Source organism: Herbaspirillum lusitanum P6-12 (genome assembly GCF_000256565.1).
GTDB classification, from domain to species: Bacteria; Pseudomonadota; Gammaproteobacteria; order Burkholderiales; family Burkholderiaceae_D; genus Herbaspirillum; species Herbaspirillum lusitanum.
The window spans coordinates 1-24,702 of the sequence record NZ_AJHH01000447.1 but is presented as its reverse complement, the minus strand read 5'-3'; the positions used below and the strand labels follow the sequence as shown (position 1 = coordinate 24,702).

The window sequence follows — 24,702 nt, the reverse complement described above, 5'->3', positions numbered from 1 at the left end:
GGAAGCGGACTTTGGCGCAAAACCCCCACCTTCCGCGCCAAGCCAGTAAAATGCTGAATTCGTCCGGTCTTGCCGCCGGCAAACACGGATTTCCACTCATTTACTTTCCCTTACTCTCCCTCAGCATGGATACTCTCCTCGCGCTCAAAGCGCTCATCATGGGCATCGTAGAAGGCCTGACCGAATTTCTGCCGATTTCTTCCACCGGACACCTGATCCTGGCGGGCAGCCTGCTCAATTTCGCGGGTCCGGGCTTCTCCAAGGAGAAGGTCGACGTCTTCGAAATCGTCATCCAGGCCGGCGCCATCCTCGCCGTGTGCTGGGAATACCGCGTGCGCATCGCATCGGTGCTGGTCGGCATGTTTTCGGACCGCAAGGCGCAGCGGCTGGTGATCAACCTCATCATCGCCTTCCTGCCGGCGGCGATCCTCGGTTTCCTGTTCAGCAAGAAGATCAAGGCAGTGCTGTTCGCGCCGGTGCCGGTGGCGATCGCCTTCATCGTCGGCGGCCTGGTCATCCTGTGGGTCGAGCGTCGCAACAAGGGCCGCATGGGCTACGCGTCGTCGCGCATCGATTCGGTCGACGACATGACGCCGCTGGACGCCTTCAAGGTCGGCTGCGCGCAAGCCTTCGCGCTGATTCCCGGCACCAGCCGTTCCGGCGCCACCATCATCGGCGGGATGATGTTCGGCCTGTCGCGCAAGGCCGCCACGGAGTTCTCGTTCTTCCTGGCGATCCCGACGCTGTTCGCCGCCACCATCTATTCGCTGTACAAGGAGCGCGCGCTACTGAGCGCTGCCGACGTACCGCTGTTCACGGTCGGCACCGTGGCCGCCTTCGTCTCGGCCTTCCTGTGCGTGCGCTGGCTGCTGCGCTACATCAGCTCGCATGATTTCACCGTGTTCGCGTGGTACCGCATCCTGTTCGGCCTGGTGATTCTCGGTACGGCATACACCGGCGTGGTGGCCTGGGTGGAATAAGCGAGACGAACAGGCAAGCAACAAGGAAAGCATCGTGGCAAATGTGTGCAGCGCCGGTCTGGATATCGGCTTCGCTTCTCTGGATTATCTGCAGATCGGTTTTCTCGGCGTGGTGCAAGGCATCACCGAGCTGCTACCGATCTCGTCGACTGCGCACATGCGCATCGTGCCGGCGGTGCTGGGCTGGCACGATCCGGGCTCGGCGTTTTCGGCGGCGATGCAACTGGCGGCGCTGGCCGCAGTGGTTAGCTATTTTTGGCGCGACGTTACGGCGGTGACCAGTGGCAGCATCACCGCGTGGAGGCAGCGCGATTTCAACAGCCCGATGTTTCGTCTGGCGGTCGCCATCGTCCTCGCGACGATTCCGATCGGCATCGCCGGGCTTGTCTTGTCGCATGTGCTCAACGCCTGCGGTTCGCCGTTGCGCAGCCTGTCGGTCATCGGCTGGTCGTGTATCGCCATGGCGATCCTGCTGGCGATTGCCGAGCTGGTGTGCCGCCATCGCCGCACCGTCGACCAGATGCGTTTGTCCGATGCGCTGATCGTCGGTATCGCGCAAGTCGGCGCGCTGATTCCAGGCGTGTCGCGCTCGGGTTCGACCTTGACGGCGGCGCTCTTCCTCAATTTCAAACGCGAAGAAGCGGCGCGCTTTTCCTTCCTGCTGGGTTTGCCGGCCATTGCGCTGGCCGGCCTCAAGGAACTGGCCGTGCTGTTGCACGCGCATATCCCGCTGCACGCATGGTCGCTATTGTTGTTCGGCCTGCTCGTCGCGAGCGTCTCGGCGTTTTGCGCCATCTGGGGATTGATGAAATTCCTGGAGCGTTTCTCCACCTGGCCTTTCATTGTTTACCGCGCCGCACTTGGCGTGTTTTTGCTGGTTGCGGTCAGCAAGGGATTTTTGCAATAAATGTCAGAACTCGTTCAGGAGCAGCAAGGCAAAGCGCTGCACATACTCGAAACCGTCTTCGGCTACTCGTCGTTCCGCGGCCAGCAGGCTGACATCGTCCAGCACGTCGTGCAAGGCGGCGATGCGCTGGTGCTGATGCCGACCGGCGGCGGCAAGTCGCTGTGCTATCAGGTGCCGGCGCTGGTGCGCGACGGCGTGGGCGTGGTGGTGTCGCCGCTGATCGCGCTGATGCAGGATCAGGTCGATGCGCTCGCTGAAGTCGGCGTGCGCGCCGCCTTCCTCAATTCCACCCAGACCTTCGACGAAGCGATGCAGATCGAACGGCGCGTGCGCAGCGGCGATATCGACCTGCTCTACGTCGCCCCTGAACGGCTGATGACGCCGCGCTGCCTCGAACTGCTGGAAGCCGCGCACATCGCGCTGTTCGCCATTGACGAAGCGCATTGCGTATCGCAGTGGGGCCACGATTTCCGTCCTGAATACATCAAGCTGTCGGTGCTGCACGAGCGTTTTCCGAACGTGCCGCGCATTGCGCTGACCGCGACCGCCGACCAGCAGACCCGCGAAGAAATCATCCATCGCCTGCAGCTCGAAGACGCGCGCCAGTTCGTCTCGTCCTTCGACCGTCCCAACATCCGCTACCAGATCGTCGAAAAGGCCAACGGCCGCAAGCAGCTGCTCGACTTCATCGAGAGCGAACATGCCGACGATGCCGGCGTGGTGTATTGCCTGTCGCGCAAGAAGGTCGAAGAGACCGCCGAATTCCTCAAGCAGAGCGGCATCAACGCGCTGCCGTATCACGCAGGCATGGACTACGCCAAGCGCACCGCCAACCAGGCGCGCTTCCTGCGTGAAGACAAGATCGTGATGGTCGCCACCATCGCCTTCGGCATGGGCATCGACAAGCCCGACGTGCGCTTCGTCGCCCATCTGGATCTGCCCAAGAGCATCGAAGGCTACTACCAGGAAACCGGCCGCGCCGGTCGCGACGGCTTGCCCGCGAATGCCTGGATGGCCTACGGCCTGCAAGACGTGGTGCAGCAGCGCCGCATGATCTCCGAATCCGAAGCCGACGAAACCTTCAAGCGCGTGCTCGGCGTCAAGCTCGACGCCATGCTCGGCCTGTGCGAGACCCTGCATTGCCGCCGCGTGCGCCTGCTCGACTATTTCGGCCAGCACGGCCAGCAAGCTTGCGGCAACTGCGACATCTGCCTGACGCCGCCGGTCTCCTTCGACGGCACGCTGATGGCGCAAAAGCTGTTGTCGACCGTCTATCGCGTCGAGCAGCGTTTTGCAGCCGGCCACGTGCTGGATGTCTTGCGCGGCATTGACGGCGAGCGGGTCAAGCAATGGCGCCACGACCAATTGTCGGTGTTCGGCATCGGCAGCGAGTACGGCGAAGCCGAATGGCGCGCTGTGCTGCGCCAGGTCATCGCCCTCGGCCTGCTGACCGTCGACCATGAAAACTACAGTTCGCTCAAGCTGACCGAAGAGGCCAAGCCGGTCCTGCGCGGCGAGCAAAAAATCCAGCTGCGCCAGTACCAGAAACCGGTCAAGCCCAAGCGCAGCTCCAGCTCCTCCAAATCCAACTACGTCGAGACCGATCTCTCGACCGAAGAACAGACCATCTTCGACAAGCTGCGCTGGTGGCGCGTCGAGACCGCGCGCAAGCACAACGTGCCGGCCTACGTCATCTTCCACGACGCCACCATGCGCGAAATCGCCAAGGCCAAGCCGTCCTCGCTGGACGACTTGCGTGGCGTCACGGGAGTTGGAGAGAAGAAACTCGAAACCTACGGCGCTGAAATTATTTCCCTGATTCGGGAAATTTCAGGCTAGAGCCTTCAGCGGCGCACTCGTCCTGCCGTTAATTCCTATATTCTGACAACCAACCGTTGGCCATCGCGCAGCCGACGGTTTTCGTGCGTCGCCCTGGTTCCGCGCTAACAAGCATGGGGGGATATATGAAGCTGACCAATTTAAGGATAGGCACACGTCTCGGTTTGCTGGCGGCATTGCTGCTGCTGGCGACCATCTTCGTCGGGGTGAGAGGCTGGATGACGCTCAACGAAAGCTTTGAGCAAAACACGCAGGCGATGCAAAAAGCCGGCACCATCGAAAAAGCCATCGACTCCGCCCGCAGCGCCCAGGTGCAATTCAAGATCCAGGTGCAGGAGTGGAAGAATACCTTGCTGCGCGGCAAGGATGACGCCACCTTCAATAAATACCGCCAGGCCTTCATCGACGAAGGCAAAGCCACGCAGATTAATCTCGATAAGCTCACTACCTTGTTGCCGGCGCTCGGCATCAGCATCGACAAGCTCAAGCAGGCGCAGAAGGCGCACGCCGATCTCGGCGCCCACTACCTCGCCGCACTCCAGAAAGAATACAAACCGGAAGACCGCGACAGCGTCGCTCGCGTCGATGAAGCCGTCAAAGGAGCGGATCGCCTGCCCACGCAGATGATCGACGACATCGTCGCCGAAGTGCGCAAGTCCGCCGACAAATTCCGAGAAGAGATCGCCCTCGATGCAGCCGCCGATATAGCGAAGCGCGCCTGACGCTGGTGGTCTCCATCGTGCTGGCGCTGATCCTCGGCAGCATCGTCACGGTCTGGCTGGTGACCAGCATCACGCGTCCGCTCAACACCGCCGTCCAGATCGCGCAGACCGTGGCCGCGGGCGACCTGCGCTCCGAAGTCATCGTCAGCGGCAAGGACGAGACCGCGCAACTGCTGCAAGCGCTCAAGGACATGAACGACAACCTGGTGCGCATCGTCAGCGAAGTGCGCAGCGGCACCGACACCATCGCCACCGCCTCCACCGAGATCGCCACCGGCAACCAGGACTTGTCCTCGCGCACCGAACAGCAAGCCGGTTCGCTCGAAGAAACCGCCGCCTCGATGGAAGAGATCACCGCCACCGTGCAAAAGAACGCCGAGAACACGCAGCAGGCCAACAAGCTCGCAGCTGATGCCTCGGGCGTCGCCGTCAAGGGCGGCGAAATGGTCGCCGCCGTGGTCGACACCATGAGCGCCATCGAGCAGAGTTCGCACAAGATCGTCGACATCATCGGCACGACCAATTGTCGGTGTTCGGCATCGGCAGCGAGTACGGCGAAGCCGAATGGCGCGCTGTGCTGCGCCAGGTCATCGCCCTCGGCCTGCTGACCGTCGACCATGAAAACTACAGTTCGCTCAAGCTGACCGAAGAGGCCAAGCCGGTCCTGCGCGGCGAGCAAAAAATCCAGCTGCGCCAGTACCAGAAACCGGTCAAGCCCAAGCGCAGCTCCAGCTCCTCCAAATCCAACTACGTCGAGACCGATCTCTCGACCGAAGAACAGACCATCTTCGACAAGCTGCGCTGGTGGCGCGTCGAGACCGCGCGCAAGCACAACGTGCCGGCCTACGTCATCTTCCACGACGCCACCATGCGCGAAATCGCCAAGGCCAAGCCGTCCTCGCTGGACGACTTGCGTGGCGTCACGGGAGTTGGAGAGAAGAAACTCGAAACCTACGGCGCTGAAATTATTTCCCTGATTCGGGAAATTTCAGGCTAGAGCCTTCAGCGGCGCACTCGTCCTGCCGTTAATTCCTATATTCTGACAACCAACCGTTGGCCATCGCGCAGCCGACGGTTTTCGTGCGTCGCCCTGGTTCCGCGCTAACAAGCATGGGGGGATATATGAAGCTGACCAATTTAAGGATAGGCACACGTCTCGGTTTGCTGGCGGCATTGCTGCTGCTGGCGACCATCTTCGTCGGGGTGAGAGGCTGGATGACGCTCAACGAAAGCTTTGAGCAAAACACGCAGGCGATGCAAAAAGCCGGCACCATCGAAAAAGCCATCGACTCCGCCCGCAGCGCCCAGGTGCAATTCAAGATCCAGGTGCAGGAGTGGAAGAATACCTTGCTGCGCGGCAAGGATGACGCCACCTTCAATAAATACCGCCAGGCCTTCATCGACGAAGGCAAAGCCACGCAGATTAATCTCGATAAGCTCACTACCTTGTTGCCGGCGCTCGGCATCAGCATCGACAAGCTCAAGCAGGCGCAGAAGGCGCACGCCGATCTCGGCGCCCACTACCTCGCCGCACTCCAGAAAGAATACAAACCGGAAGACCGCGACAGCGTCGCTCGCGTCGATGAAGCCGTCAAAGGAGCGGATCGCCTGCCCACGCAGATGATCGACGACATCGTCGCCGAAGTGCGCAAGTCCGCCGACAAATTCCGAGAAGAGATCGCCCTCGATGCAGCCGCCGATTATCGCGAAGCGCGCCTGACGCTGGTGGTCTCCATCGTGCTGGCGCTGATCCTCGGCAGCATCGTCACGGTCTGGCTGGTGACCAGCATCACGCGTCCGCTCAACACCGCCGTCCAGATCGCGCAGACCGTGGCCGCGGGCGACCTGCGCTCCGAAGTCATCGTCAGCGGCAAGGACGAGACCGCGCAACTGCTGCAAGCGCTCAAGGACATGAACGACAACCTGGTGCGCATCGTCAGCGAAGTGCGCAGCGGCACCGACACCATCGCCACCGCCTCCACCGAGATCGCCACCGGCAACCAGGACTTGTCCTCGCGCACCGAACAGCAAGCCGGTTCGCTCGAAGAAACCGCCGCCTCGATGGAAGAGATCACCGCCACCGTGCAAAAGAACGCCGAGAACACGCAGCAGGCCAACAAGCTCGCAGCTGATGCCTCGGGCGTCGCCGTCAAGGGCGGCGAAATGGTCGCCGCCGTGGTCGACACCATGAGCGCCATCGAGCAGAGTTCGCACAAGATCGTCGACATCATCGGCGTCATCGACGGCATCGCCTTCCAGACCAACATCCTGGCGCTCAATGCTGCTGTTGAAGCCGCACGTGCCGGCGAACAGGGCAGGGGCTTCGCCGTGGTTGCATCGGAAGTGCGCACGCTGGCCCAACGCAGTGCCACCGCCGCCAAGGAAATCAAGGAACTCATCGGCGACTCCGTCACCAAGATCAATAGCGGCACCAGCCTGGTCGGCAATGCCGGCCAGACCATGCAGGAAATCGTCGGCGCGGTCGCGCAGGTGGCCGGCATCATGGACCAGATCACACGCGCCAACCGCGAGCAAAGCGCCGGCATCGACGAAGTCAATCGTGCGGTGGTGCAAATGGATATGGTCACGCAGCAGAACGCCGCGCTGGTGGAACAAGCCGCCGCCGCTGCAGAAAGCCTGCAGGATCAGGCGGCCGGATTGGCGCGCACAGTCAGCGTATTCAAACTGCGCAGCGCATGAAGCGAAAGAGAATGCAGGTCAGGGCCTGATCAGCCCTGTTTGATAAACACCAGGTCCCACACCCCGTGGCCGAGTCGCAGGCCGCGGTTTTCAAACTTGGTGACGGGACGGTAATCGGGACGCGGCGCATAACCTTCGGCGGCATCGGTGCTGTTCTTCAGCGCCGGTTCCGCGCCCAGCACTTCCAGCATCTGGATCGCATACTCTTCCCAGTCGGTCGCGCAATGCAGGTACCCGCCCGGCGCCAGACGCGACGCCAGCAGGCTCACCAGCGGCCCCTGGATCAGGCGGCGCTTGTTGTGACGCGCCTTGTGCCACGGATCGGGGAAAAACACATGCACGCCCGCCAGCGAGCCCGGCGCAATCATGTTGGTCAGCACTTCCACCGCATCATGCTGGATCAGACGCATATTGGAGAGGCCCTGTTCGCCGATCTGCTTCAGCAGACTGCCCACGCCCGGCGTATGCACTTCCACGCCGATGAAATTCTTCTCCGGCATATCCGCCGCAATCTTCGCACTGGTGTCGCCCATGCCGAAACCGATCTCGAACACCGTCGGCGCCGAGCGTCCGAAAGCCGCATCGATATCCAGCGTCTCCTTCGCATACGGCAACAGGAACTGCGGGCCGAGCTCCTCAATGGCGCGCGCCTGCGCACCGGACAAGCGTCCCGCACGCGTGACGAAGCTGCGGATGCGATGTTCGGTCGGATCGTAAAAAAGCGGTTTGCCGGATTTGTTTTCTGACATGAATGACTCGTGAAGCGAAAGATCGGAAGATGGATTGTTATGCTGCGTGCAAAAGGCAGGCAAAAGGCAAGTAGAGCAGCGAAGAAAAACGCCTGATCCTCTAGCACCCTGGAGCGGGTGAAGGGGATCGAACCCTCGTCGTAAGCTTGGGAAGCTTCTGCTCTACCATTGAGCTACACCCGCGAACCCCGCATTTTACGCGGGATTTGGGGTGTTTTGTGAATTTGAAGGTTGTTCAGCGTGATGGATTCTGTAGTGGCCGATTGCTTCAAGCTGTTATCGCCAGAAAAGAAAAACAGACCGATTAATTGAATCTTTATCTCGATATTCCACTCCCTAAGACGTTGTAGCCGGTGCTACGCCTCATATAAATTCAACGAAGGACCTGTGTACCAAACGATGCTGGAAGAGTCTGCAATCTGATTAAAGATGGCCATTTCAAGAGGACGTATCAGCAGATTATCGAGTATGAGAACCATTGTTTTGGATAGTGTGAAATGTGAAATATGAAATTCAGTTTCACTGTTATGCACAATCGCGCACCTTACTTTATAAACTAAAGCGGCGTATATCGTTCCTGCTTGGTCGTTAAGAAGGTACTCGAACCCAGTTTTTTTGGGGGAGAATATCCCTAGCTTTCCCAATAAGAGATTGAATTCAATTTTGCTGAAATCAGGAATGTTCGGAAGGTCTCTTAACGCATCCATCACGATTTTATTAAAAAATTTACCATCTATTTTTAGAGACCAGAAATTCTTAAAAATATCTTTGATTGCATCTATTTCGTTCCTATCTACGCTATCGTAAAGCTGTCGAAAATCTCTTACGGAAAACATTTTCCCGCCATTGTTCGATCCTAATTTCGCTATTGGGACTCGGTACATAAAGCCCTCAATAACATGATACAAACTCAGAAACCGATTTAGGATGTCAGTGTGAGCATTGAATTCGCTAAGTATTGAGATTGATTCATCGAATTGTTGATATGCCTTAATCGCGGAAATATTGGAAGATGCATACAGTGACGGCTTAATTTTGCTCTCGATTTCGGTATGAATTTTGATTCCGTGAGCAACAACTTGCAGCCTGAGTGCAGCCTGTATAGCTAATTTATTCGATGCGTCGCTTCTCGTTAATATATAAGGCTTATCAAAAGTATCGACCGATAAGTTTAAATTATAGAGAGACGTTGCGAGCAACGCATGATTGAATTTCGAATTGAGGATCTCTTCCACCCACTTGTCTTTAAAGCGGAAAAATGCGAGTGAGTCGAGTGAGCTGTTTGCATTAAAGTAACCAAATGCATTAAATGGAAGCTCCGAACCTTCGTCCTCTACTATTTTGAAATTTGCGACGGGGAAAATGATTTCCCCATCTAGATCCAGATTTTCATCATCTTCAAGAATTATAGAAATTCCCAGAATCACTCTAAGCTTGTTAAAGAGTAGCGGCTCAACCGCTTTTAAAGAATTTTCTACGTCCGTTTCGGAGATGAAGTCGTGGACTTCGATTAAGCATGGATCACCTAAGGCACCAGAGAAGGTGTCGTTGATTTTTGCAATTAATGTATCAATTTTTAAAAAAAGTTCAGTGAGCGAGTCGTCCTCTTTTACGGCTAGACGTCTATCTATTTCAATTTTTAAACGAGTCAAAGTATCTATTATGGGCGGATAGAGAACGTCCTTATATTTCATGCTGCGCTCCCAAAATAGTGCTTCCAGCTCTTGAACTTTTCCTCTCGTAAAATTGCATACAATGCTCGATAAACGGCCTTTTTATTGACGTTGCCGACATTTACTTTGTTCAGTTCTACGTTATTCCGCTCGACCTCAAAATCTTTCAATTTCAAAGCACTTACAATTACAGGAATTTTCTTTTTCAGCTCAGTTAATGTTTTGTCGACCGATTGTTCGCACTCGTCTGAAAATTCTCCGATCGCAGCGAATAAACCGATTAGAACCACTTCTCTACCGAGCCATTTTGAACCTAAATCGGAGTACTTACTAAAAAGCTCGGCATCAAATGAATGAAGAAATTGAATAAATTTCTTCATCAAGTCGAGATCAAATCCCTCCATCAGTTCAATGTAGTCGTTTTGATTCGACTGAAGATCACTCACAAAATCACTGTTTGTATTAATGATTTTTCCAGCGCTTAGCGCAATCAATGCTGAAATAATATGTGAGAAGTGATATTGACCGACTGTGCGCCCCTTGCTGTATTGAATTGCGCTTTGCTCTTTCTCTCTTATGAAAGAGACGCCTTTGGGGGCAATATCCTCAAGTCTAAACAAGGTGCTGAGGAAAAGGAGTTCCAGTTGATGTTTAATGTTGACTGACTTATGGCCTGCGTTGAGCAAAAGCATCTTCTCTATTTGCTCCGCCTCACTAAGGTGTACCCATACTTCCAGCCAAAGATTATTGCCATCAAAAAAATTCTCCGCAGATTGGATATCTAATGCGCCTAGCGCTACCAAACTTTTTACCAGTTTGATGTCTCCACCCATTTTTCTCAGATCAGCCGAATGTGTTCGGGAAAAACGACTGGGGTTATTTTCAATGTCTTCTTTTTCTTCTTGATCCACTAAAAACTCGAGAACATCTAATATGACTTTTAGCCGATGCGACCGTTGTAGTCCATCTAGGATTTTATAACTGCTGACATTCAGTGTGGTCTTATCCTTCGATTCCAGAAAGTCATCAGCGATTAGTACAATTGGAGGAATGTGTTTTTTCCTCGAGATTGTATCGGCCAGATGATCTAAATATCGATTGGCAACAATTCCTCGCTGAACTTCAAAATCTTTGTATTTAACTGGTATTGATCGAATATAAGAAATCAAATCTATTTTGCACAAATAGCATGTCGCATCGGATTCACGTTTTGAGTCCAGGACAGTAAGTTTCATTCGTTATTCCTTATATTGCAGGCGGGACGTTTTTTCTTATATTAAGAAGGCGTTGCAGGCTATCAATTGCGGGCCTCCTACTTGAATTTTAATTTGCAGCCATTACGAGGCTATCTCGGTCTTTTATTTTGAGTCGTTGCTGTATTACGTTTGTATAAGGAAGATGCTTTGCATGAGCAATAAGGACAGTGCAAATGCAAACATTATCTTTGGAACAAAAGAATACACTGGTTCACGCCGTCGCGGAGGACAGCGGTTTGAATTTGGACTATTACGGGTTTTTTGAAATACTACTGGGGATGTTTGAGAATGTCCCCGGCTTCGAAATCGACAAGCCGAAAGTCAGCTTGCTCAACGAAATGTGGCATATTTACGAGCGGCTTAAACGGTCTTAAGCCACTCCTCTTACTGCACGATGCCACATGAAAATATCTCGACCGGAACAATTTCGCTTGGTCTCTATTATTGTAGAGAAAGCCGGACTTGCTTTGGAATACGACGACTTCATTGAAGTGGGTGCGACTTTATTCGAATACATCCCCGGGGAAGGTATCAACAAATCCAAGCTGGGCTTGCTCAATAAACTCCGGTCCGTTTACCGCGAGTGGCAGCAAGAAATCCAGAAAAGATCACTTCTTGCTGGCTAACTTTGGCCGTGCCTGTGCTGTCCGCCAAGCAGAGGTCCCGGAGGTGCGCACAATAGCTATAGCGCATCTATCGATCAATCACTCATGGATGTGTCTGTTAGTGTTGAATTCAGATCAAGTTCCAACTGGCTTTGTTTTTTTGAGATTAAGAATTTTTCTAGTTTTTCTGCGGCAAGGCTCCGCATATATAGACTGAACGCCATATATGTGAAGATCATCAGAGTCACTGTGACTACTAACGCCGCAATTCTCTGTTCGAGCAATAAGTCCGTAACCTCTTTTTTTAAATTTGGATTTTTCAGCACATCGCATACGGTTTCGACATCATTGATAGTCCACCCGGATTGTTTTGCAATATCTGGCGGGTCTTTAATGCAGTCGTCTAAGGAAAATCTGTTGGCTTTGGTAAGTGTATTGACCGCTAGCTTTTCGCTGATAAAAAACCAGGGCTTTTCTCCCGTTTTTAACTGGACTAGCAAATTTGGCGCAACTGTGAAAATGCCGATAAAAAATACGGCGTATAAAGAAGCAAGTGCAAAAACAAAACAGGCGGCACGAGTCGGCTTATTCCATAACTTCTTTTTATCAATCGCCAATTCCGTCAGATTAAAAAAATGTCCGCAGCGTTTAATCTCCGCCATTGAAATGTCTTGGCGCTTAGCCCATTCAATCAGTCGATGAACTGCCGGTAGTGTTTGGACAGGCAGCGTTGTGTGGAAACGAAATTTAATCAGCGCATCTTGATTGTCGAAGTAAGTCGCCAATATGGAATCTCTGATCGGAGTCTTTCCATGCAAAACTCGCCAAACTCTTGTAATGAATATGTGATCGGACTTGGTTCGAAAGCAGCCATATGCGACGACCGCTATTACTACAATGGCCGGATATACGGTTAGCCAAGCGGTAACTGGAGAGATACCGATGAAACTTAGGGAGTTTTGTATAGTTTGAACGAGGCTTGAAAATTCCATTTTTTAATTGGTTATGTCTAGTTTGAATATCTCAATGAAAAAATCTACAGGCCGGAACATCTTAGTGTGACTCATACCATCACGAAGAAGCCGGAAATAACTTGGATCGCAAACGGGAACCACCCTATCTGCACGAGGATATCGATAAATCCAAGCTGAGCATGCTCAATAAACTGTGGTCCGTTTACGGCGAGTGGCAGCAAGAAAACACGAAAAGATCACTTCTTGCTGGCTAACTTCTTTGCCCAGACCTGCAACTGTTCCACCAGAAACAAACGATCCGCATCTTTTAGCGGCTCCAACTGAGCGATGATGTTGTCTGCCAGTGCAGCAGATTTGGCAGAGGCCCCATCAAACAGCCTCCCCAGCGTAATACCCCCCGCCGTTAGGGCTCTCGGAACGTCACCTTCTTTCAAAAATACATTTTTCCAGATCTTGATAGATGGGCATATCTTCTGAAAAAAATTCTGAAAGATTCAATTTAAATTTTTCTGCACTGATGCTTATTGTTAAACCACAATATTTTTTGATGTTCCCTGTGGCATCCTTAAGATTCTGATCGTTGATATTCGACACAAATGTATCGTAACCAATCTCATCAAAAGGTAGCGACATCGCGGAGCAATATCTTTTCAGTATTTCCTTGTCGTACAAATAATTTTCGATCTCCCAGCGTTTCAATACACGATGATTTTCGGAATTGTTACTAAGATATAGCTGCCTCTCTGGCTCTCCAGTATTATTCCCAGATGCCATGTCTCGGTCTTTTAAAACTAGAATTTTGACTTCGGAAAAAACTTTAGACAAAATTGAAATAGCTATTTCGCTTCGCTGATCGAGTTCTGTATTGCCGCCACTGGATATGAATAAAGTGTCGTGATATTTTTCAGAAAAGATATTATTAAATACTTGTGCATCAAGGCCTCTCTCTTTTCCGCCATTGCCCGGAGCATGACGACCTTCGCAGTATATGATCCTCTTCGGACTGATTAAGTGAGTTAAGTCTTCCAACGCTACTTCAAATATTTCTCTCCACTTTGCAATGGTTTTTTTCATCGGCCGAAGTGTGTGTGCCGTAGATGCTAAATTAAGATCGCTAGTAAATTGGATGATCTGGCATTCGTCCTTCAACTCCCCCTGTAGTGCTCTGAGAAATCCAATACTATGGGTGGTTATCCAAATTTGGCAGTTTTTTCCGATTAGCCTGTTCATTTCCAGCAGAAGATTTTTTTGAATAGCCGTGTTGATGTGCAACTCTGGTTCATCCATCAGGAAAACGGTATTGGCATATTCTTCCTGCCGTAAATAAAGATCCAAAAGTATATCAATCACTTCTTTTTCGCCCGAAGAAAGAACGTTAAATTCAAATTCGGTTGGATGGTCCTTTTTCTTAAAATATAAAGTTCCTTTTGAGTCTTCTATATTTCCGATACTAGATATTTCAAGATCGAGACACTGTTTTAACGAAGTATTGAGATCTGCAATTATTTTTGCTTTCGCTTCGCTTGGCTTGCAGTCCTCTGCGTGCATATAGGTGTTGAATTTAATGTTCAAACGTCTATAGCTTTGCTCCATTTTGTCATCTAGATCTGACGACGAAGTTGCTCCGTAACTATTTTTTTGAATGCCCGCGGTCGCCTTTGATTCAGTGACTTTCAAATTGCTGTTATATCGATACGGGCTTCTAAAGGAAAATATCGTTTGATGGCTTCCTAGTGGCTCCCTGAGCGACCTTATTTGTTGATATGTACCTTCGACGAAATCAACAATCACATTATTATGGTCAAAATTGGCTACTTTGTTCATCGAGTGATATTCATAGCCCTTAACTTGCTTATCGCCTATTCGTCCCCACGGGTTGGCTTGAAACAGCATGCCGTCTAACACGCTACTTTTCCCGCAACCGTTCGGACCTACTAACGCGATAATTCGTTTAGGGTTCTCCCCTAAGTCGATGGTCAGATCGGTGAATCTCTTGTATCCGTTTTTTAATTGTATTTTTTTTATTCTCATTTTCATAATCCTTAAAGCAGATGGGAGGCGTTGATGATGTTGTTTTTTAATGTCTGCGGGTGGAGCGCCTTCTCCCATGACAGTTTTATTTTCTCATCCATATGTAAGAGAGATACAAGCTATATGTTCGTCGAAGTATCTGGTTGTTAGATGCCCATCTCATTTCTCGCGATAATTCCACCAATTTCGGGCAACTTGTAGCCAGCGTATATCAATAATTCGAAATCTGAACTCAGGATTGCACAAGCACGAACAAATGCAGTACGTGGGAGGTGATGTTTTTCATGGGCGACGCACTTAAGAGCTTTGCATTTGTCTTCAATATGAGACGAGGCGAAAGTTAATTTCGTATGCTCGGAGCGATGGACAATCTGATGGGCAAACTCATTCCTGATATCACGAATGATGTGCAGGTCCGATTTGATCGTTCTATTGATCATCCCTAGTAGACTACATAAGTCGATTTTTGCAGAAAAGGTCGATAAAGGACCATTGGCAAAGAACAGTCTGTCCCAAGATTTGGGATCGGAATGCAGAAATGATTCCATTGCCGCAGACATCGATTCTTCTATCCATGCAGCGCCAACAATGGCGACACCCCGATCTGTCTGATCTTCAATTTCTTCGATAAGCGCCATCATGCGCTTTTGGCCTTCTTCTGAATTTGGATCAAGTTTCATATGACCTAGGTTGCGTAAATTAAAAATATCAACAGCCGCAAGCAAGAGTTATCGGCGGGCGGAAATTTATATGCAGGGTAACTTGATGACTTTATTTTTTGCAGCGATTTTATTTTGCAGTTATTCTAAAAGGAGATAGCATCATTTTTAAAAATTGTTATTAAGCAATCTATCTTCTGGTTGGTTTTTGCTAAAACATCATGGAAGAAGTCTCTGATGCTTTGCAACGGCAGTTCGCAGTCCATATTAAAAATATAAAAGGATTCTGATTCGATGTCTAATATGCCCTTTCCTGCTCCATCAAAACCTGCAATCGATATCAAGAGTTTGGTGTCAGCTCTAAGGACTAGAGTTTCCTGGACGCTCATGCGCCAGTCGCTAAAACAGGAAAAATTGGCTGTGGGTATGGGGTGGGATGATTTGTTGGGCAATGCAACGCAAAGCACATCGGACGGAGCTAAATTTCAGAATTTTTTGAATAGTTTTTTTGCTGAATCGATTGTTACGGGTGATCGCTATGTTCAGATTTATCAGCTCGATAAATCTAGAATTGACAATTTATGCAAAGATTTGGCGACATCAGTAATTAAAAAGTCTGATTTTCACTCGGTATATCCTCTGCCAATCGATGGCAAATCGATTTCGTCTGCGCCAAGTGATCCAACCTTGTGTGAAGTGCGTAATCTGGAACGAGGTGACATAGCATTAGTATTTTGTTCCGCCAGATCGTACGATGATCGTAATACTTATGCGTATTCAGAATTGCCGGAGCATATTAAGAAAACTTACGGGGAGATCAATCAATTAGTTACTTTTCGAAAAATATATTTTCAGGCTTACGATACGATCATCATAAGAAAATCACTTGAGCGAATCGAAGTGTGTATAGATCAGCCGAAAAAAGCATCATCAGGAAGTATTGATACGCTTCCAATCAAAGTCCTTTCTGCCGCTGCCCTACATTTGAATGATCTAGTAGGAGTTGGTGCGATACCACCCGAAAATCTATTCCCTTCGATGGGAGCCATGTACGCGGTCAAAACTGAAGGGCAGGTAAAGTCACTAGCTTTTAGAACCGTGACGGGATCAATTAAAAAAGAACGAATGACTAGCTCATCAATTGATCTGCGAGACGAGAAGTTTCATCATGCGGGTATGAACGCTTTGGGAAATGTAATGAGTCCGTATGAGATAACAATTGACTGGCAATTTAAACTGCCAGAAGGTCAAGCAACGGTTAGTTTATCTGCCTTGATACGTGAGATTGCCTCTGCGACACCAACCTTGCATGGGTGTTATGTTAGTTCTGCTACAAATTCCGCGTTTGCTCAGGCGATAAATCGTGTGATTACATACATCTGAAAATGGCTACCGTGCCCCACAGTAAGGCCGAGGTGCAAGAAATTTTGAAAGGTATCTGGGCTGATCGTCTTGAAACCTTTCTGGGGGAGGTGTTTTTAGATTTTTTGGCGGACCATACAGACGCAACTCATATTCCATTTGGTCAATTTATTTCGCTGGCGAGAGAGAGAAAAATAGAGGATGTAAATGTAGTCTTAAATGTCATCAGCTGCTTAACTGGTGCACGTTTGAATTTACTGGATACGGCGTTTGAATACATCGATGGCGATGTGGTTGAACAGCTCGAAATCAATCAAGTTAAGGCGGCGAAGAACGCAAATATAAATCCGCTGACAGGCGAGGTTGAAGAAAACATATCTCAGCGAATTTTTATGTTTTTTATTCCATCAGAGCTAGCAAAGCAGGCATTGGTGATCAAATGAGATCATCTGAAAATTTTTCACTGGATAAGATCGAAACACTTGTTCGAGGGAGTGAGAATGTTCAAAATTTTTTGCGAAGCCAGTTAGTTTCCAGCTATGAAGAATTCGTGGAAGTTTTATACGACGATCTCGATCTGGTAATCTCGAAGCTTGAGTCAAATCCGCAATATTATGCGGACGATGGGGAGGACAAGATTACTAATGCAATGGCAAACATGCTAACCATGACGTACTACGATGCTTCTCATGGCTCCACTGCAGGCGGTAGCGTTGATCTAACTGTTAAGGGAAAGAATCCATTATGGACTTGGATCGGTGAGGCAAAAATATTTAGCAGTATTACGGATTTAAAAGAGGGGTTTTTGCAGTTGACTACTCGCTATCGAACAGGCAGCCCAAATAATTCGCAAGGTGGGATATTGGCGTTCACTAAACGACCTTTGGCCGCAGACCTTATGCGAGACTGGCAAAATACCGTGCGTGATATGAGTCTGCCTGATTTTAGCGAGAGAATTTGTGAGAGGCGTTCTGGGTTGGCTTTTTACACGACTCATAAGCACGAAGCATCGGGGATTCCCTTCAGAATTCGACATAATGCTGTTAGTTTATATTTCCATCCAAAAGACAAAAGTGGCAGAGCCGCCGCGAAATATAAAGAAAAGAAATAACGTGTTTGGATTGCAGGTTTTAACTTGTAGCCCAGAATCGTTGCCGTATTGAGCTTCTGCAAGGGAAGCTACGTGGCATGAGCCACAACGACAATAATTCGATGCAAATGCTTTCCCTTGAACAAAAACACACACTGGTCCACGCCATCGCGGAAGACAGTGGTTTGAATTTGGACTACTACGGATTTCTTGAAATACTACTTGGGATGTTGGAGGATATCCCTGGCTTCGAAATCGACAAGCCGAAAGTTAAGGTACTCAACGAGATGTGGCGTATCTACGAGGAAATGAAGACACAATAGGAATTTCTTCTTCCCTCGTAACGGCAAATGATCTCGTCAATTTTTGGCAGCTATAAATAGTCCATTTGGATGAACAATAAGATGCCACAGCTACTAAACCACATCGACTATATCGGCAGGCAGAAACAACGTGATGTACTGACCGTCGAATTTCACAATTTCAAGACTGGCTTCACGGGTGACTATCGCCAGAGTCAGGTACGAATAGATATTCTTGCTGCCTTTGATTTAAATGGCATTGCCTATCAAGAATGTATTGGATATGCCAGCGAGACACGATTCGATTCTTATCGCGGTCAGATATATATCGATGTGCCGTTTGACCGTGCGGATCAACAGTATCGGATTGTCGAGGCATTGCTAGAGAATGTTGATGGCACAACGAAATTCGATAAGGCATGGTTCATTGCCTATTCGCTAGACTTCTGCATGAAGAATGTACATCACGATGCCCCCGGATTCTGGGATCACTTGATGGAAACGTACTGATCACGCAAATACATTGGTCCCATCGCACAGATTCTGTGGGAGTGAAAGTTGCATCTGCTCCCACAGCAATAGGTCATTATTCGATAGCAGAAACTTTAGCTTGGATTGAGTCGATAATGCCAACGGCTTTTCTGCTCGCGTCATTCGGCGCAAGATGTGCATATCGCTGCGTCATCTTCGGATCGGAATGGCCGAGAAGAACCGAGACTTCAAAAAGGCTCACGCCATGCTTCACGAGTTTCGACGCATAGGAGTGACGTAGTACGTGAGCGGTTACCTTGCCGCCTTTCTCTTTCACGACATCTGGTGCATTCAAGCCCGCACGATCTATCGCTTTCTTGATCGCCTGAGTCGAGTAGCCACGTTCGTTCCCTTGCTTGTTTTCGAAGACGTATCGACCATCTGGTTTTTTGTTTGCATGCCTGCGGCGGAATATTTCTCGCAGGCGTGCCGTCATATGGAGATGGTCTTCATTGGATACTTTGGAGCGGTACACATGAATAGTGCCAGCTTCGACATCGACAGCAGACCAAGGGATGTTCGCAATTTCAGAGTATCGGCAGCCGGTATCCAAAAGGGCAACAACAATATCGTAGTTGTCTTGCATATTTCGTTGCATTTCGCTGTTCCGCGTTTCAAGCGATTTTAAGCCGTCTCTCAGCGTTTCCGGATTAAGCTCGCGCAGTAATGCCGCTTCCTCGGCTTCATCGAGATATCGGAGCCTAGAAGTCGTTTTAAATGTGGGGAAAATAATTTCACGATTGACGCGATATCCGAGCTTGATCATTTCCTTCATGGTTGAGCGAATTAATCCCACCTCATGCTTCATGGTAGCTGGAGCATCGCCTTCAGCCTTGCGGCGTTGAACAAGTCGCTCAATATCTCGAGTCTGCAATTCGTGCAGGTGAATGTTCTGAGAGAGTCCGTAGCAAGGAATTTTTTCTTTTGTTTTTGGATGTAGCTTGTAACCTGCCAGCTTTCGGGAAATCGCCAACATCCCAGAATGATAGGGAATGGTTTTTCGTGCATCAAGATACAGCTTCAGTGCTGCTTCCAGCGTAATAGTCTCGGCCTGTCCGAGAAATAATTCAGCATGAATTTTGGTGCGAAGTTCGCGCTCGACCTGCAGGGCTTTTGTTCTATTGGCTGTGCCTGTGCTGCCGAGATATTTTTTGCCGCGTACCTGAAATTGATAGTACCAATTCGAGCTATTGGATCGTTTGGATATTCCCATAAAGAGCTTTCTGTAATGATGTAATGAGATACACCATCAGCTCTTTCTCAGCATAGATCAACAGCTAAATATGACCACAATTTCGCTCGCGTAGTGTGTGAGAACATTAGTCTAGTTGCCCTCTCTGGGAGATCGTGCAACTAGAGCATGTTCAAAAACTGCCTGTCACTTTTTACGCTTCGCTAGCTTCTTCGCCCAGACTTGCAACTGCTCCATCAGGAATAGGCGATCCTCGTCATGCAGCGGGGCGAGCTGCGCGATGATGCTGTCTGCCAGGGCTGAAGAATTTGCAGACACGCCGTCAAATAATCGGCCTATCGGAACCGCCAACTCATTAGCAATCTTATCTAGCGTCGGTATCCCAGCCGTCACCACGCCCCGCTCAATGCGTGACAAAGAAACGGTATCCATACCTACCGTTTCTGCAATGTCGGCCTGTGTTCGGCCACGCTCTTTGCGCGCAGCGGCAATATTTTTCCCAATTCGTACGGCTATATCGTTGCTCATGACCTAAACATAATTTGCATATTTGATACAAGTTATGTTGTTCCAGAGCAAAGAAATATGTAATATCTCAATATGCCTACAATATTCATATTAGGTTCTATTTCGTAAAAATTACACCTTGGGGGTTGGTATGTCGGATGTGGAAGAGAAAAAGAGGATTAATTGGGTGGGACTGATTTTGATACTTGCTGTGCTGGCGGGCATCTGGTCCTTTCATCCGAAAACTAGGTTCAAGCTGGCCGGTGATTGGAAATGCCAACAATCGAACAATGGAGTAGGGGTGATGACTACCGAGACTTATGGTTTTTTTGGCACACGGGAATCAGTAAATTCCACACCTCAAGGGCAACTACACTTCACTGGAAGCTACTCCATCTCCGGCGATGTGATTACTAACAAGCCGGAATATGCCGAGGCAAATGGGAGAAGAATGCCCGTCAAATTAAATGACGGCAGCGAAGCAGAATTTTACGAAGCTATTGGAAAGCTTACCAGCAGCCAAATGAGCTTGACGGTGACAACGAATCTGAATCCAAAAACTGTCATGTATAACTGCCAGAAACTGTAATCCGAGGAAAAAGTGAACGCGCTATTAGGAATAATAATTTATATCGGCATTATGGCTTTCGCAGACAAGGTGCGAAAAATCAACGGATGGCCTTGGGTAATTGGTGCAGGGATCACTAACCAACTAGCCCATTCATTCGGAAACTTCTCTGACGTAGGCTACTTCATTTGGCAGTTAGTAATAGGTGGGGGGACGCTCGTTCTGATCATGGCTTTTACGAAACGCCCAGAAGAACTTGGTCCGCCATCAAAGCTATGCAGCTATTGTGCCGAAACAATCTTGCTGGACGCGAAGCTCTGTAAACACTGCGGCAAGGACTGTACCTAGATTCCAATCGTCCATCTCCCTCGATATCCATTAGTCAGAAAGTACGCAACATGATTCGTTCTTTGAACAAGAAAACACTTTTTTCTCTCGGGATTGGCCTTGCTGTCGTGGCTATCATATTGTTCGTTGGGGGGGCAACGAATAGAAACAACGATGCTCGATTTCAGGATCAAACTTTTTCGGAGGCAGTAAATCTGGCGAAGGGTTTAAGAAGTGACCCTATGTGTATCGGCTTTGGAAAGATGATGCTGAGCCAAGCATCTCCCGAGGCAGGATCGGAATTTTATCGGGCAGAGGTTCTCAATAGAATCGCCAGCAGAATTCCTCAGTCGTGCATTGCATCCGATGGAAGCGAACCACCTGCCGAGATCATCGCCTTCATTCGTGGCACAGCCCCTCGCAATTAAATATGATGCAATCCGAATGAACAAATTACTTGTCGGCCTTTGGCTATATACGGTACTCGGAATAAGCTCTGCGCAGACTATCGATGACAATCAGTTCTATACGTTCGCGGAAGTCATCGACACCGCGCCAGTATATGGAAAGTCGTCATTGGAATGCATTACCTGCCCTGATGTTCTTCTCGGTTACAAAGTCGGCATTCGACTCACACAAAAATTGCACAACGGCGATATTCCGCTAGTCTTCGATATTGTTTCGAAAACGCCGATAGCCAAAGGGACGTGGATTAAGGTCGGTATCAAAATGAATTTAGTCGTACCCATTAAAACGGCTAGGTGAGCCACCCCTACACGTTTTACACGCGACCTTCTGCCGTACTCATCAACACATCATTAACCACTACAGACAACCGATAGTGAATCGTTAAATCAGCGATGGCACGCGTGTTTGAAGACGATTGGACCCATGCGTTTCGTTATCCATAATTGTCAGCATTCATCGATTTTTCTCGTAATTCATATCCTTTGAATCGTGAGCTGACGTTTTTCGACGTGTGTTTTATTGCAGACGCTGTCGCGTGAGGAATCTAAGAAATCTTAATTTCTAGTTTCCTAAAATTATTCTAAACAATTAAATGAATAAATGATTTTTTTGAATAAATTGCCATCACCCAAAAAATCAATGACTCCCCTTAATCCAATTTAAAAATCATCAAACCTCAAAAAACACGTCTTAGTTTGCCGGTGTTGACAAAAGCACTAAGAATGCGAATAATCTCGACCTACGCACAGAACGCCGAAGCAGGCAACGATTTCCCTTACAAAAAAAGTAAGGGCTACCATACGATTTAAGTTGGTATTTTTGCAAAATACCGTACGTCGAATTCTGACGGGCTTAGAGAGTTCAACTCCGTTCGATGCACGACCTCACATTTTGTGAGGCGTGTTGACTCGAGCGTGAAGAACCGGAAATCGTTTATCTGTGCGTTCCTACCGGTGTATTCACGCTCCTCTTGAACGGAGCATTACGTGAACACCACTTCTAAAAAAGCAGTTTCCCCTCGTTTTTCTATTCTTGCTGAAGCAGTGCGCTTGGCTTTGCGTGGCTTTTCGGTATTTCCTCTCGTCTCAGGAGGAAAGAAGCCGGCAGTAGCAACAGGTTTTAAAGCCGCCACCATTGACCCAGTTCAGATCGAAAATTGGTTTTCCAAGAAAACTAAGGCCAATATCGGCATTGCAACCGGTGACGTTTCCGGCATTTGGGTTCTCGACATCGATGTGAAAAATGGGGCTAAGGGCGAGGAATCACTCGCGGCCTTTGAAGCAGAGCATGGCGCACTGCCGCCGACATTGACCTGCACGACACCCTCCGGCGGCAAGCATATTTACTTCGTACACGATGGCTCGATGTCCGTGAAAAGTACCGCCGGTGTTTTGCCAGGGATCGACGTTCGTGGTGAAGGCGGTTACATCGTGGCCTCTCCATCTCAGATCGACGGCGTTCCGTATCAATGGGTTGATCCTGCGGTCACAATCGCTATCGCTCCTGAAGCGTTGATCAGGTTGGTGACTGAAAAGAAAAGCGGTCCCACGACAATCGATGCCAGTGCCGTTATTCAAGAAGGTACGCGTAACGATACGTTGATGCGTGCGGCAGTCAAATGGATGAAGATGAAGATGGATGAGGATGACGTTCTTGATTTGTTGAGGGAATTGAACGGTTCCGCATGCAATCCGCCGTTACCAGATGAAGAGTTGGTGCAAATTGTCCACAACGTTTTTGCACGCTATGGCAATCAAGTGGAGCTTCTTTGCACTGACAAAGGAGATGCTGAGCGCATGGCAAATCTTTACCATGACAAATTGCACTACGTCGAAGAAAAAGAGCAATGGTTGGCGTGGACAGGCTTTTTGTGGCGGCCTGTCGGTAAGGAGTTTGTTATGCAGTGTCTCAAGGATCTCAGCAATACTGTTCGCAAGGAAGCGAAGCAGGAGATCGACAGCGCTCGTAAGAAAACGTTACTTGAACACGCCCTTAAATTGGAGGGGGCTAGCAAGCTTGAGAATGTACTGAAGCTTTTCAAATCAGAGCCCAAAATTTTGACGTCAGTTAGTGCAATTGATTCACATGGCTCATTGATTTCTGTTGCCAATGGCACCTTTGATTTGCTTACCGACAGCTTCCATGCACCAAATCCATCTTTGATGATGACGGTTGGCACAAATATCGTCTTTGATCCAGAGGCGAAAGCTCCTCGCTGGGAGAAATTCATCAGCGAAATCATGAATGACAACGAGGCTTTGGTTGAGTGCTTGCAGCGCATCGTCGGATATTGTCTGACAAATTCAGTAGCAGAGCAGTGCATCTTTTTTTTCTACGGTCATGGTGCAAACGGTAAAAGTACTCTGCTCAACATTTTGCTTGAATTGCTCGGCGATATGGGGACACAGGCACAAGGCGAGTTGTTGCTGGAAGGTAGTCGGAATAGCAGTGGGGCGTCGCCAGACATTGCGCGCTTGGAGGGAAAACGCGTGATTGCTGTTAGTGAGTTCAATGACGGTAAGCATTTGAATGAAGCACAGGTCAAATCGCTCACGGGTGGTGACGTAATTACTGCACGTTATCTGTTCAAGAATCAATTCACGTTCAAGATGACCGGGAAGCTTATCGTTGCATCAAATCATAAGCCGATCATCAAGGGAACGGATCACGGTATTTGGCGCCGGATTCATTTGATTCCTTTCGAAGTTAAATTTGAAAAAGAGCGCCAGGACAAAAAACTTGAGCAGCGTCTTCGTGATGAGTTGCCGGGGATTTTGAATTGGGCGATTGAGGGGTATCGGAAATGGCGGGAAAGCGGCCTGGCGATTCCAGCAAGCATCGCTCGGAAGACGGCTGAATATCGCAAGGAGATGGACATGCTGGGAATGTGGCTCGACGAGCATTGCCTTATTGATTCATCGAAATCCGTTTCTTTTAGTGATGCATATCTGTCGTTCAGCCCTTGGGTAAAGGAGTATTTCAATATTGATCTCAGCAAGAACCGCTTTGGACGCTTGTTGACGGAACGTGGTTTTGAAAAAAAATCGCGTCCTGAACGTTACTACAACGGTTTTGACTTGTTGCGTAATCTTCCGCTCGAGGAGCAGGGCAAAATTGAGGCCAAGAAAAACAGGCGGGAATCGATGGAGCAGATTATTAAGACCGAATGGCCCGAAAAAGAAAGTCGTGTGAAGAAGGACGACAACGACAAGAAAGATGACGACGGAGCATTGGTTTAACTAGGCTTGGATGATGGCGGC

At 49.3% G+C, this 24,702-nt stretch carries 25 protein-coding genes, 1 tRNA gene and 2 pseudogenes; 17 read left to right on the top strand and 11 right to left on the bottom strand.

Features of this window, described 5'->3' with window-relative positions; genetic code table 11:
- Positions 1-125: 125 nt before the first annotated feature.
- The 6 genes and pseudogenes from HLUSI_RS0114405 to HLUSI_RS0114375 all read left to right on the top strand — a co-directional run bounded on the left by HLUSI_RS0114405 (position 126) and on the right by HLUSI_RS0114375 (position 7,148).
- Entirely contained in the window at positions 126-980 is an 855-nt protein-coding gene (locus tag HLUSI_RS0114405) for an undecaprenyl-diphosphate phosphatase (protein WP_016834646.1), read from the top strand.
- A 34-nt stretch (positions 981-1,014) separates the two neighbouring features.
- The gene (locus tag HLUSI_RS0114400; RefSeq protein ID WP_016834643.1) at positions 1,015-1,887 is read left to right on the top strand and encodes an undecaprenyl-diphosphate phosphatase; all 873 of its coding nucleotides are present in this window, start codon (positions 1,015-1,017) and stop codon (positions 1,885-1,887) included.
- The gene (gene recQ, locus HLUSI_RS0114395) at positions 1,888-3,726 is read left to right on the top strand and encodes a DNA helicase RecQ (protein ID WP_016834640.1); all 1,839 of its coding nucleotides are present in this window, start codon (positions 1,888-1,890) and stop codon (positions 3,724-3,726) included.
- 125 nt (positions 3,727-3,851) lie between these two features.
- Positions 3,852-4,963 (top strand): annotated as a pseudogene (locus HLUSI_RS31115) (HAMP domain-containing protein); the annotation flags it as partial.
- Positions 4,960-5,445 (top strand): annotated as a pseudogene (locus HLUSI_RS0114380) (HRDC domain-containing protein); the annotation flags it as partial. The pseudogenes HLUSI_RS31115 and HLUSI_RS0114380, both read left to right, overlap by 4 nt.
- 125 nt (positions 5,446-5,570) lie before the next feature.
- On the top strand, positions 5,571-7,148 hold the full coding sequence (locus HLUSI_RS0114375) for a methyl-accepting chemotaxis protein (RefSeq protein WP_029363533.1): 1,578 nt from the start codon (positions 5,571-5,573) through the stop codon (positions 7,146-7,148).
- A gap of 29 nt (positions 7,149-7,177) precedes the next feature.
- Here the strand turns inward: HLUSI_RS0114375 and trmB are convergent, their stop codons facing one another.
- The 4 genes from trmB to HLUSI_RS28735 form a co-directional block, all read right to left on the bottom strand.
- Positions 7,178-7,897: a tRNA (guanosine(46)-N7)-methyltransferase TrmB gene (gene trmB / locus HLUSI_RS0114370; RefSeq protein ID WP_016834631.1), complete on the bottom strand. Its 720-nt coding sequence runs from the start codon at positions 7,895-7,897 to the stop codon at positions 7,178-7,180.
- A gap of 109 nt (positions 7,898-8,006) precedes the next feature.
- A tRNA-Gly gene (locus HLUSI_RS0114365) sits at positions 8,007-8,080 on the bottom strand.
- Positions 8,081-8,253: 173 nt separating this feature from the next.
- Positions 8,254-9,591: a hypothetical protein gene (locus tag HLUSI_RS0114360; protein WP_016834629.1), complete on the bottom strand. Its 1,338-nt coding sequence runs from the start codon at positions 9,589-9,591 to the stop codon at positions 8,254-8,256.
- Positions 9,588-10,805, bottom strand: a complete 1,218-nt coding sequence (locus HLUSI_RS28735) for a hypothetical protein (RefSeq protein WP_016834627.1) — start codon at positions 10,803-10,805, stop codon at positions 9,588-9,590. The genes HLUSI_RS0114360 and HLUSI_RS28735 overlap by 4 nt, the downstream gene beginning before the upstream one ends.
- 194 nt (positions 10,806-10,999) lie before the next feature.
- Between HLUSI_RS28735 and HLUSI_RS0114350 the strand changes: the two genes are divergently transcribed.
- A complete protein-coding gene (locus HLUSI_RS0114350; RefSeq protein ID WP_016834625.1) occupies positions 11,000-11,200 on the top strand; it encodes a hypothetical protein in 201 nt (66 codons plus the stop codon).
- A 27-nt stretch (positions 11,201-11,227) separates the two neighbouring features.
- Positions 11,228-11,452 (top strand): hypothetical protein, encoded by a 225-nt coding sequence (locus tag HLUSI_RS0114345; RefSeq protein ID WP_016834624.1) that lies wholly within the window; start codon positions 11,228-11,230, stop codon positions 11,450-11,452.
- A gap of 74 nt (positions 11,453-11,526) precedes the next feature.
- On the opposite strand, the gene HLUSI_RS0114340 is transcribed toward HLUSI_RS0114345, so the two are convergent.
- The 5 genes from HLUSI_RS0114340 to HLUSI_RS0114315 form a co-directional block, all read right to left on the bottom strand.
- Positions 11,527-12,423: a DUF6216 family protein gene (locus tag HLUSI_RS0114340; protein ID WP_238534005.1), complete on the bottom strand. Its 897-nt coding sequence runs from the start codon at positions 12,421-12,423 to the stop codon at positions 11,527-11,529.
- 218 nt (positions 12,424-12,641) lie between these two features.
- Complete coding sequence (locus HLUSI_RS0114330) at positions 12,642-12,839, bottom strand: hypothetical protein (RefSeq protein WP_016834621.1); 198 nt, start codon at positions 12,837-12,839, stop codon at positions 12,642-12,644.
- Positions 12,826-14,514, bottom strand: a complete 1,689-nt coding sequence (locus HLUSI_RS0114325; protein ID WP_202946938.1) for an AAA family ATPase — start codon at positions 14,512-14,514, stop codon at positions 12,826-12,828. Before HLUSI_RS0114325 ends, HLUSI_RS0114330 begins: the two co-directional genes overlap by 14 nt.
- A gap of 68 nt (positions 14,515-14,582) precedes the next feature.
- Entirely contained in the window at positions 14,583-15,116 is a 534-nt protein-coding gene (locus tag HLUSI_RS0114320) for a hypothetical protein (RefSeq protein ID WP_040503514.1), read from the bottom strand.
- 125 nt (positions 15,117-15,241) lie between these two features.
- Positions 15,242-15,484 carry a hypothetical protein gene (locus HLUSI_RS0114315; protein WP_016834618.1) on the bottom strand — a complete coding sequence of 81 codons (243 nt, stop codon included), beginning with the start codon at positions 15,482-15,484 and terminating at the stop codon, positions 15,242-15,244.
- On the opposite strand from HLUSI_RS0114315, the gene HLUSI_RS32750 reads away from it, so the two are divergent.
- The 5 genes from HLUSI_RS32750 (at position 15,483) to HLUSI_RS34160 (ending at position 18,359) form a co-directional block, all read left to right on the top strand.
- Entirely contained in the window at positions 15,483-16,478 is a 996-nt protein-coding gene (locus HLUSI_RS32750; RefSeq protein ID WP_157137875.1) for a hypothetical protein, read from the top strand. The two genes, HLUSI_RS0114315 and HLUSI_RS32750, sit on opposite strands and share 2 nt — an antisense overlap.
- A gap of 2 nt (positions 16,479-16,480) precedes the next feature.
- A complete protein-coding gene (locus tag HLUSI_RS0114310) occupies positions 16,481-16,900 on the top strand; it encodes a hypothetical protein (RefSeq protein WP_016834617.1) in 420 nt (139 codons plus the stop codon).
- Positions 16,897-17,568 (top strand): hypothetical protein, encoded by a 672-nt coding sequence (locus HLUSI_RS0114305; protein ID WP_016834616.1) that lies wholly within the window; start codon positions 16,897-16,899, stop codon positions 17,566-17,568. Before HLUSI_RS0114310 ends, HLUSI_RS0114305 begins: the two co-directional genes overlap by 4 nt.
- Positions 17,569-17,645: 77 nt before the next feature.
- Positions 17,646-17,870 carry a hypothetical protein gene (locus HLUSI_RS0114300; protein WP_016834615.1) on the top strand — a complete coding sequence of 75 codons (225 nt, stop codon included), beginning with the start codon at positions 17,646-17,648 and terminating at the stop codon, positions 17,868-17,870.
- A gap of 69 nt (positions 17,871-17,939) precedes the next feature.
- Positions 17,940-18,359 carry a hypothetical protein gene (locus HLUSI_RS34160; RefSeq protein WP_016834614.1) on the top strand — a complete coding sequence of 140 codons (420 nt, stop codon included), beginning with the start codon at positions 17,940-17,942 and terminating at the stop codon, positions 18,357-18,359.
- Positions 18,360-18,435: 76 nt separating this feature from the next.
- Here the strand turns inward: HLUSI_RS34160 and HLUSI_RS0114290 are convergent, their stop codons facing one another.
- Both HLUSI_RS0114290 and HLUSI_RS0114285 read right to left on the bottom strand, forming a co-directional pair.
- Positions 18,436-19,593 (bottom strand): tyrosine-type recombinase/integrase, encoded by a 1,158-nt coding sequence (locus HLUSI_RS0114290; protein ID WP_016834613.1) that lies wholly within the window; start codon positions 19,591-19,593, stop codon positions 18,436-18,438.
- 165 nt (positions 19,594-19,758) lie between these two features.
- On the bottom strand, positions 19,759-20,100 hold the full coding sequence (locus HLUSI_RS0114285) for a helix-turn-helix domain-containing protein (RefSeq protein ID WP_016834612.1): 342 nt from the start codon (positions 20,098-20,100) through the stop codon (positions 19,759-19,761).
- A gap of 130 nt (positions 20,101-20,230) precedes the next feature.
- On the opposite strand from HLUSI_RS0114285, the gene HLUSI_RS0114280 reads away from it, so the two are divergent.
- The 4 genes from HLUSI_RS0114280 (at position 20,231) to HLUSI_RS28730 (ending at position 24,681) form a co-directional block, all read left to right on the top strand.
- Positions 20,231-20,668: a hypothetical protein gene (locus tag HLUSI_RS0114280; protein ID WP_040503513.1), complete on the top strand. Its 438-nt coding sequence runs from the start codon at positions 20,231-20,233 to the stop codon at positions 20,666-20,668.
- 377 nt (positions 20,669-21,045) lie between these two features.
- Positions 21,046-21,402 carry a hypothetical protein gene (locus HLUSI_RS32745; protein ID WP_157137874.1) on the top strand — a complete coding sequence of 119 codons (357 nt, stop codon included), beginning with the start codon at positions 21,046-21,048 and terminating at the stop codon, positions 21,400-21,402.
- Positions 21,403-21,418: 16 nt separating this feature from the next.
- Positions 21,419-21,739: a hypothetical protein gene (locus HLUSI_RS0114275; RefSeq protein ID WP_016834610.1), complete on the top strand. Its 321-nt coding sequence runs from the start codon at positions 21,419-21,421 to the stop codon at positions 21,737-21,739.
- 689 nt (positions 21,740-22,428) lie between these two features.
- On the top strand, positions 22,429-24,681 hold the full coding sequence (locus tag HLUSI_RS28730; RefSeq protein WP_083830959.1) for a phage/plasmid primase, P4 family: 2,253 nt from the start codon (positions 22,429-22,431) through the stop codon (positions 24,679-24,681).
- Positions 24,682-24,702 lie beyond the last annotated feature (21 nt).

Excerpts from the sequence above, each read along its gene's own strand:
- HLUSI_RS0114345 (WP_016834624.1), top strand. The coding sequence starts at position 11,228 with ATGAAAATATCTCGACCGGAACAATTTCGCTTGGTCTCTATTATTGTA.
- HLUSI_RS0114375 (WP_029363533.1), top strand. The coding sequence starts at position 5,571 with ATGAAGCTGACCAATTTAAGGATAGGCACACGTCTCGGTTTGCTGGCG.
- HLUSI_RS34160 (WP_016834614.1), top strand. The coding sequence starts at position 17,940 with ATGAACAATAAGATGCCACAGCTACTAAACCACATCGACTATATCGGC.
- HLUSI_RS0114340 (WP_238534005.1), bottom strand. The coding sequence starts at position 12,423 with ATGGAATTTTCAAGCCTCGTTCAAACTATACAAAACTCCCTAAGTTTC.
- HLUSI_RS0114310 (WP_016834617.1), top strand. The coding sequence starts at position 16,481 with ATGGCTACCGTGCCCCACAGTAAGGCCGAGGTGCAAGAAATTTTGAAA.
- HLUSI_RS0114315 (WP_016834618.1), bottom strand. The coding sequence starts at position 15,484 with ATGAGCGTCCAGGAAACTCTAGTCCTTAGAGCTGACACCAAACTCTTG.
- trmB (WP_016834631.1), bottom strand. The coding sequence starts at position 7,897 with ATGTCAGAAAACAAATCCGGCAAACCGCTTTTTTACGATCCGACCGAA.
- HLUSI_RS0114325 (WP_202946938.1), bottom strand. The coding sequence starts at position 14,514 with ATGGGAGAAGGCGCTCCACCCGCAGACATTAAAAAACAACATCATCAA.
- HLUSI_RS0114320 (WP_040503514.1), bottom strand. The coding sequence starts at position 15,116 with ATGAAACTTGATCCAAATTCAGAAGAAGGCCAAAAGCGCATGATGGCG.
- HLUSI_RS0114405 (WP_016834646.1), top strand. The coding sequence starts at position 126 with ATGGATACTCTCCTCGCGCTCAAAGCGCTCATCATGGGCATCGTAGAA.
- HLUSI_RS0114290 (WP_016834613.1), bottom strand. The coding sequence starts at position 19,593 with ATGGGAATATCCAAACGATCCAATAGCTCGAATTGGTACTATCAATTT.
- HLUSI_RS0114285 (WP_016834612.1), bottom strand. The coding sequence starts at position 20,100 with ATGAGCAACGATATAGCCGTACGAATTGGGAAAAATATTGCCGCTGCG.
- HLUSI_RS0114275 (WP_016834610.1), top strand. The coding sequence starts at position 21,419 with ATGAACAAATTACTTGTCGGCCTTTGGCTATATACGGTACTCGGAATA.
- HLUSI_RS28735 (WP_016834627.1), bottom strand. The coding sequence starts at position 10,805 with ATGAAACTTACTGTCCTGGACTCAAAACGTGAATCCGATGCGACATGC.
- recQ (WP_016834640.1), top strand. The coding sequence starts at position 1,888 with ATGTCAGAACTCGTTCAGGAGCAGCAAGGCAAAGCGCTGCACATACTC.
- HLUSI_RS0114280 (WP_040503513.1), top strand. The coding sequence starts at position 20,231 with ATGTCGGATGTGGAAGAGAAAAAGAGGATTAATTGGGTGGGACTGATT.
- HLUSI_RS32750 (WP_157137875.1), top strand. The coding sequence starts at position 15,483 with ATGCGCCAGTCGCTAAAACAGGAAAAATTGGCTGTGGGTATGGGGTGG.
- HLUSI_RS0114350 (WP_016834625.1), top strand. The coding sequence starts at position 11,000 with ATGCAAACATTATCTTTGGAACAAAAGAATACACTGGTTCACGCCGTC.
- HLUSI_RS0114300 (WP_016834615.1), top strand. The coding sequence starts at position 17,646 with ATGAGCCACAACGACAATAATTCGATGCAAATGCTTTCCCTTGAACAA.
- HLUSI_RS0114305 (WP_016834616.1), top strand. The coding sequence starts at position 16,897 with ATGAGATCATCTGAAAATTTTTCACTGGATAAGATCGAAACACTTGTT.
- HLUSI_RS0114360 (WP_016834629.1), bottom strand. The coding sequence starts at position 9,591 with ATGAAATATAAGGACGTTCTCTATCCGCCCATAATAGATACTTTGACT.
- HLUSI_RS32745 (WP_157137874.1), top strand. The coding sequence starts at position 21,046 with ATGATTCGTTCTTTGAACAAGAAAACACTTTTTTCTCTCGGGATTGGC.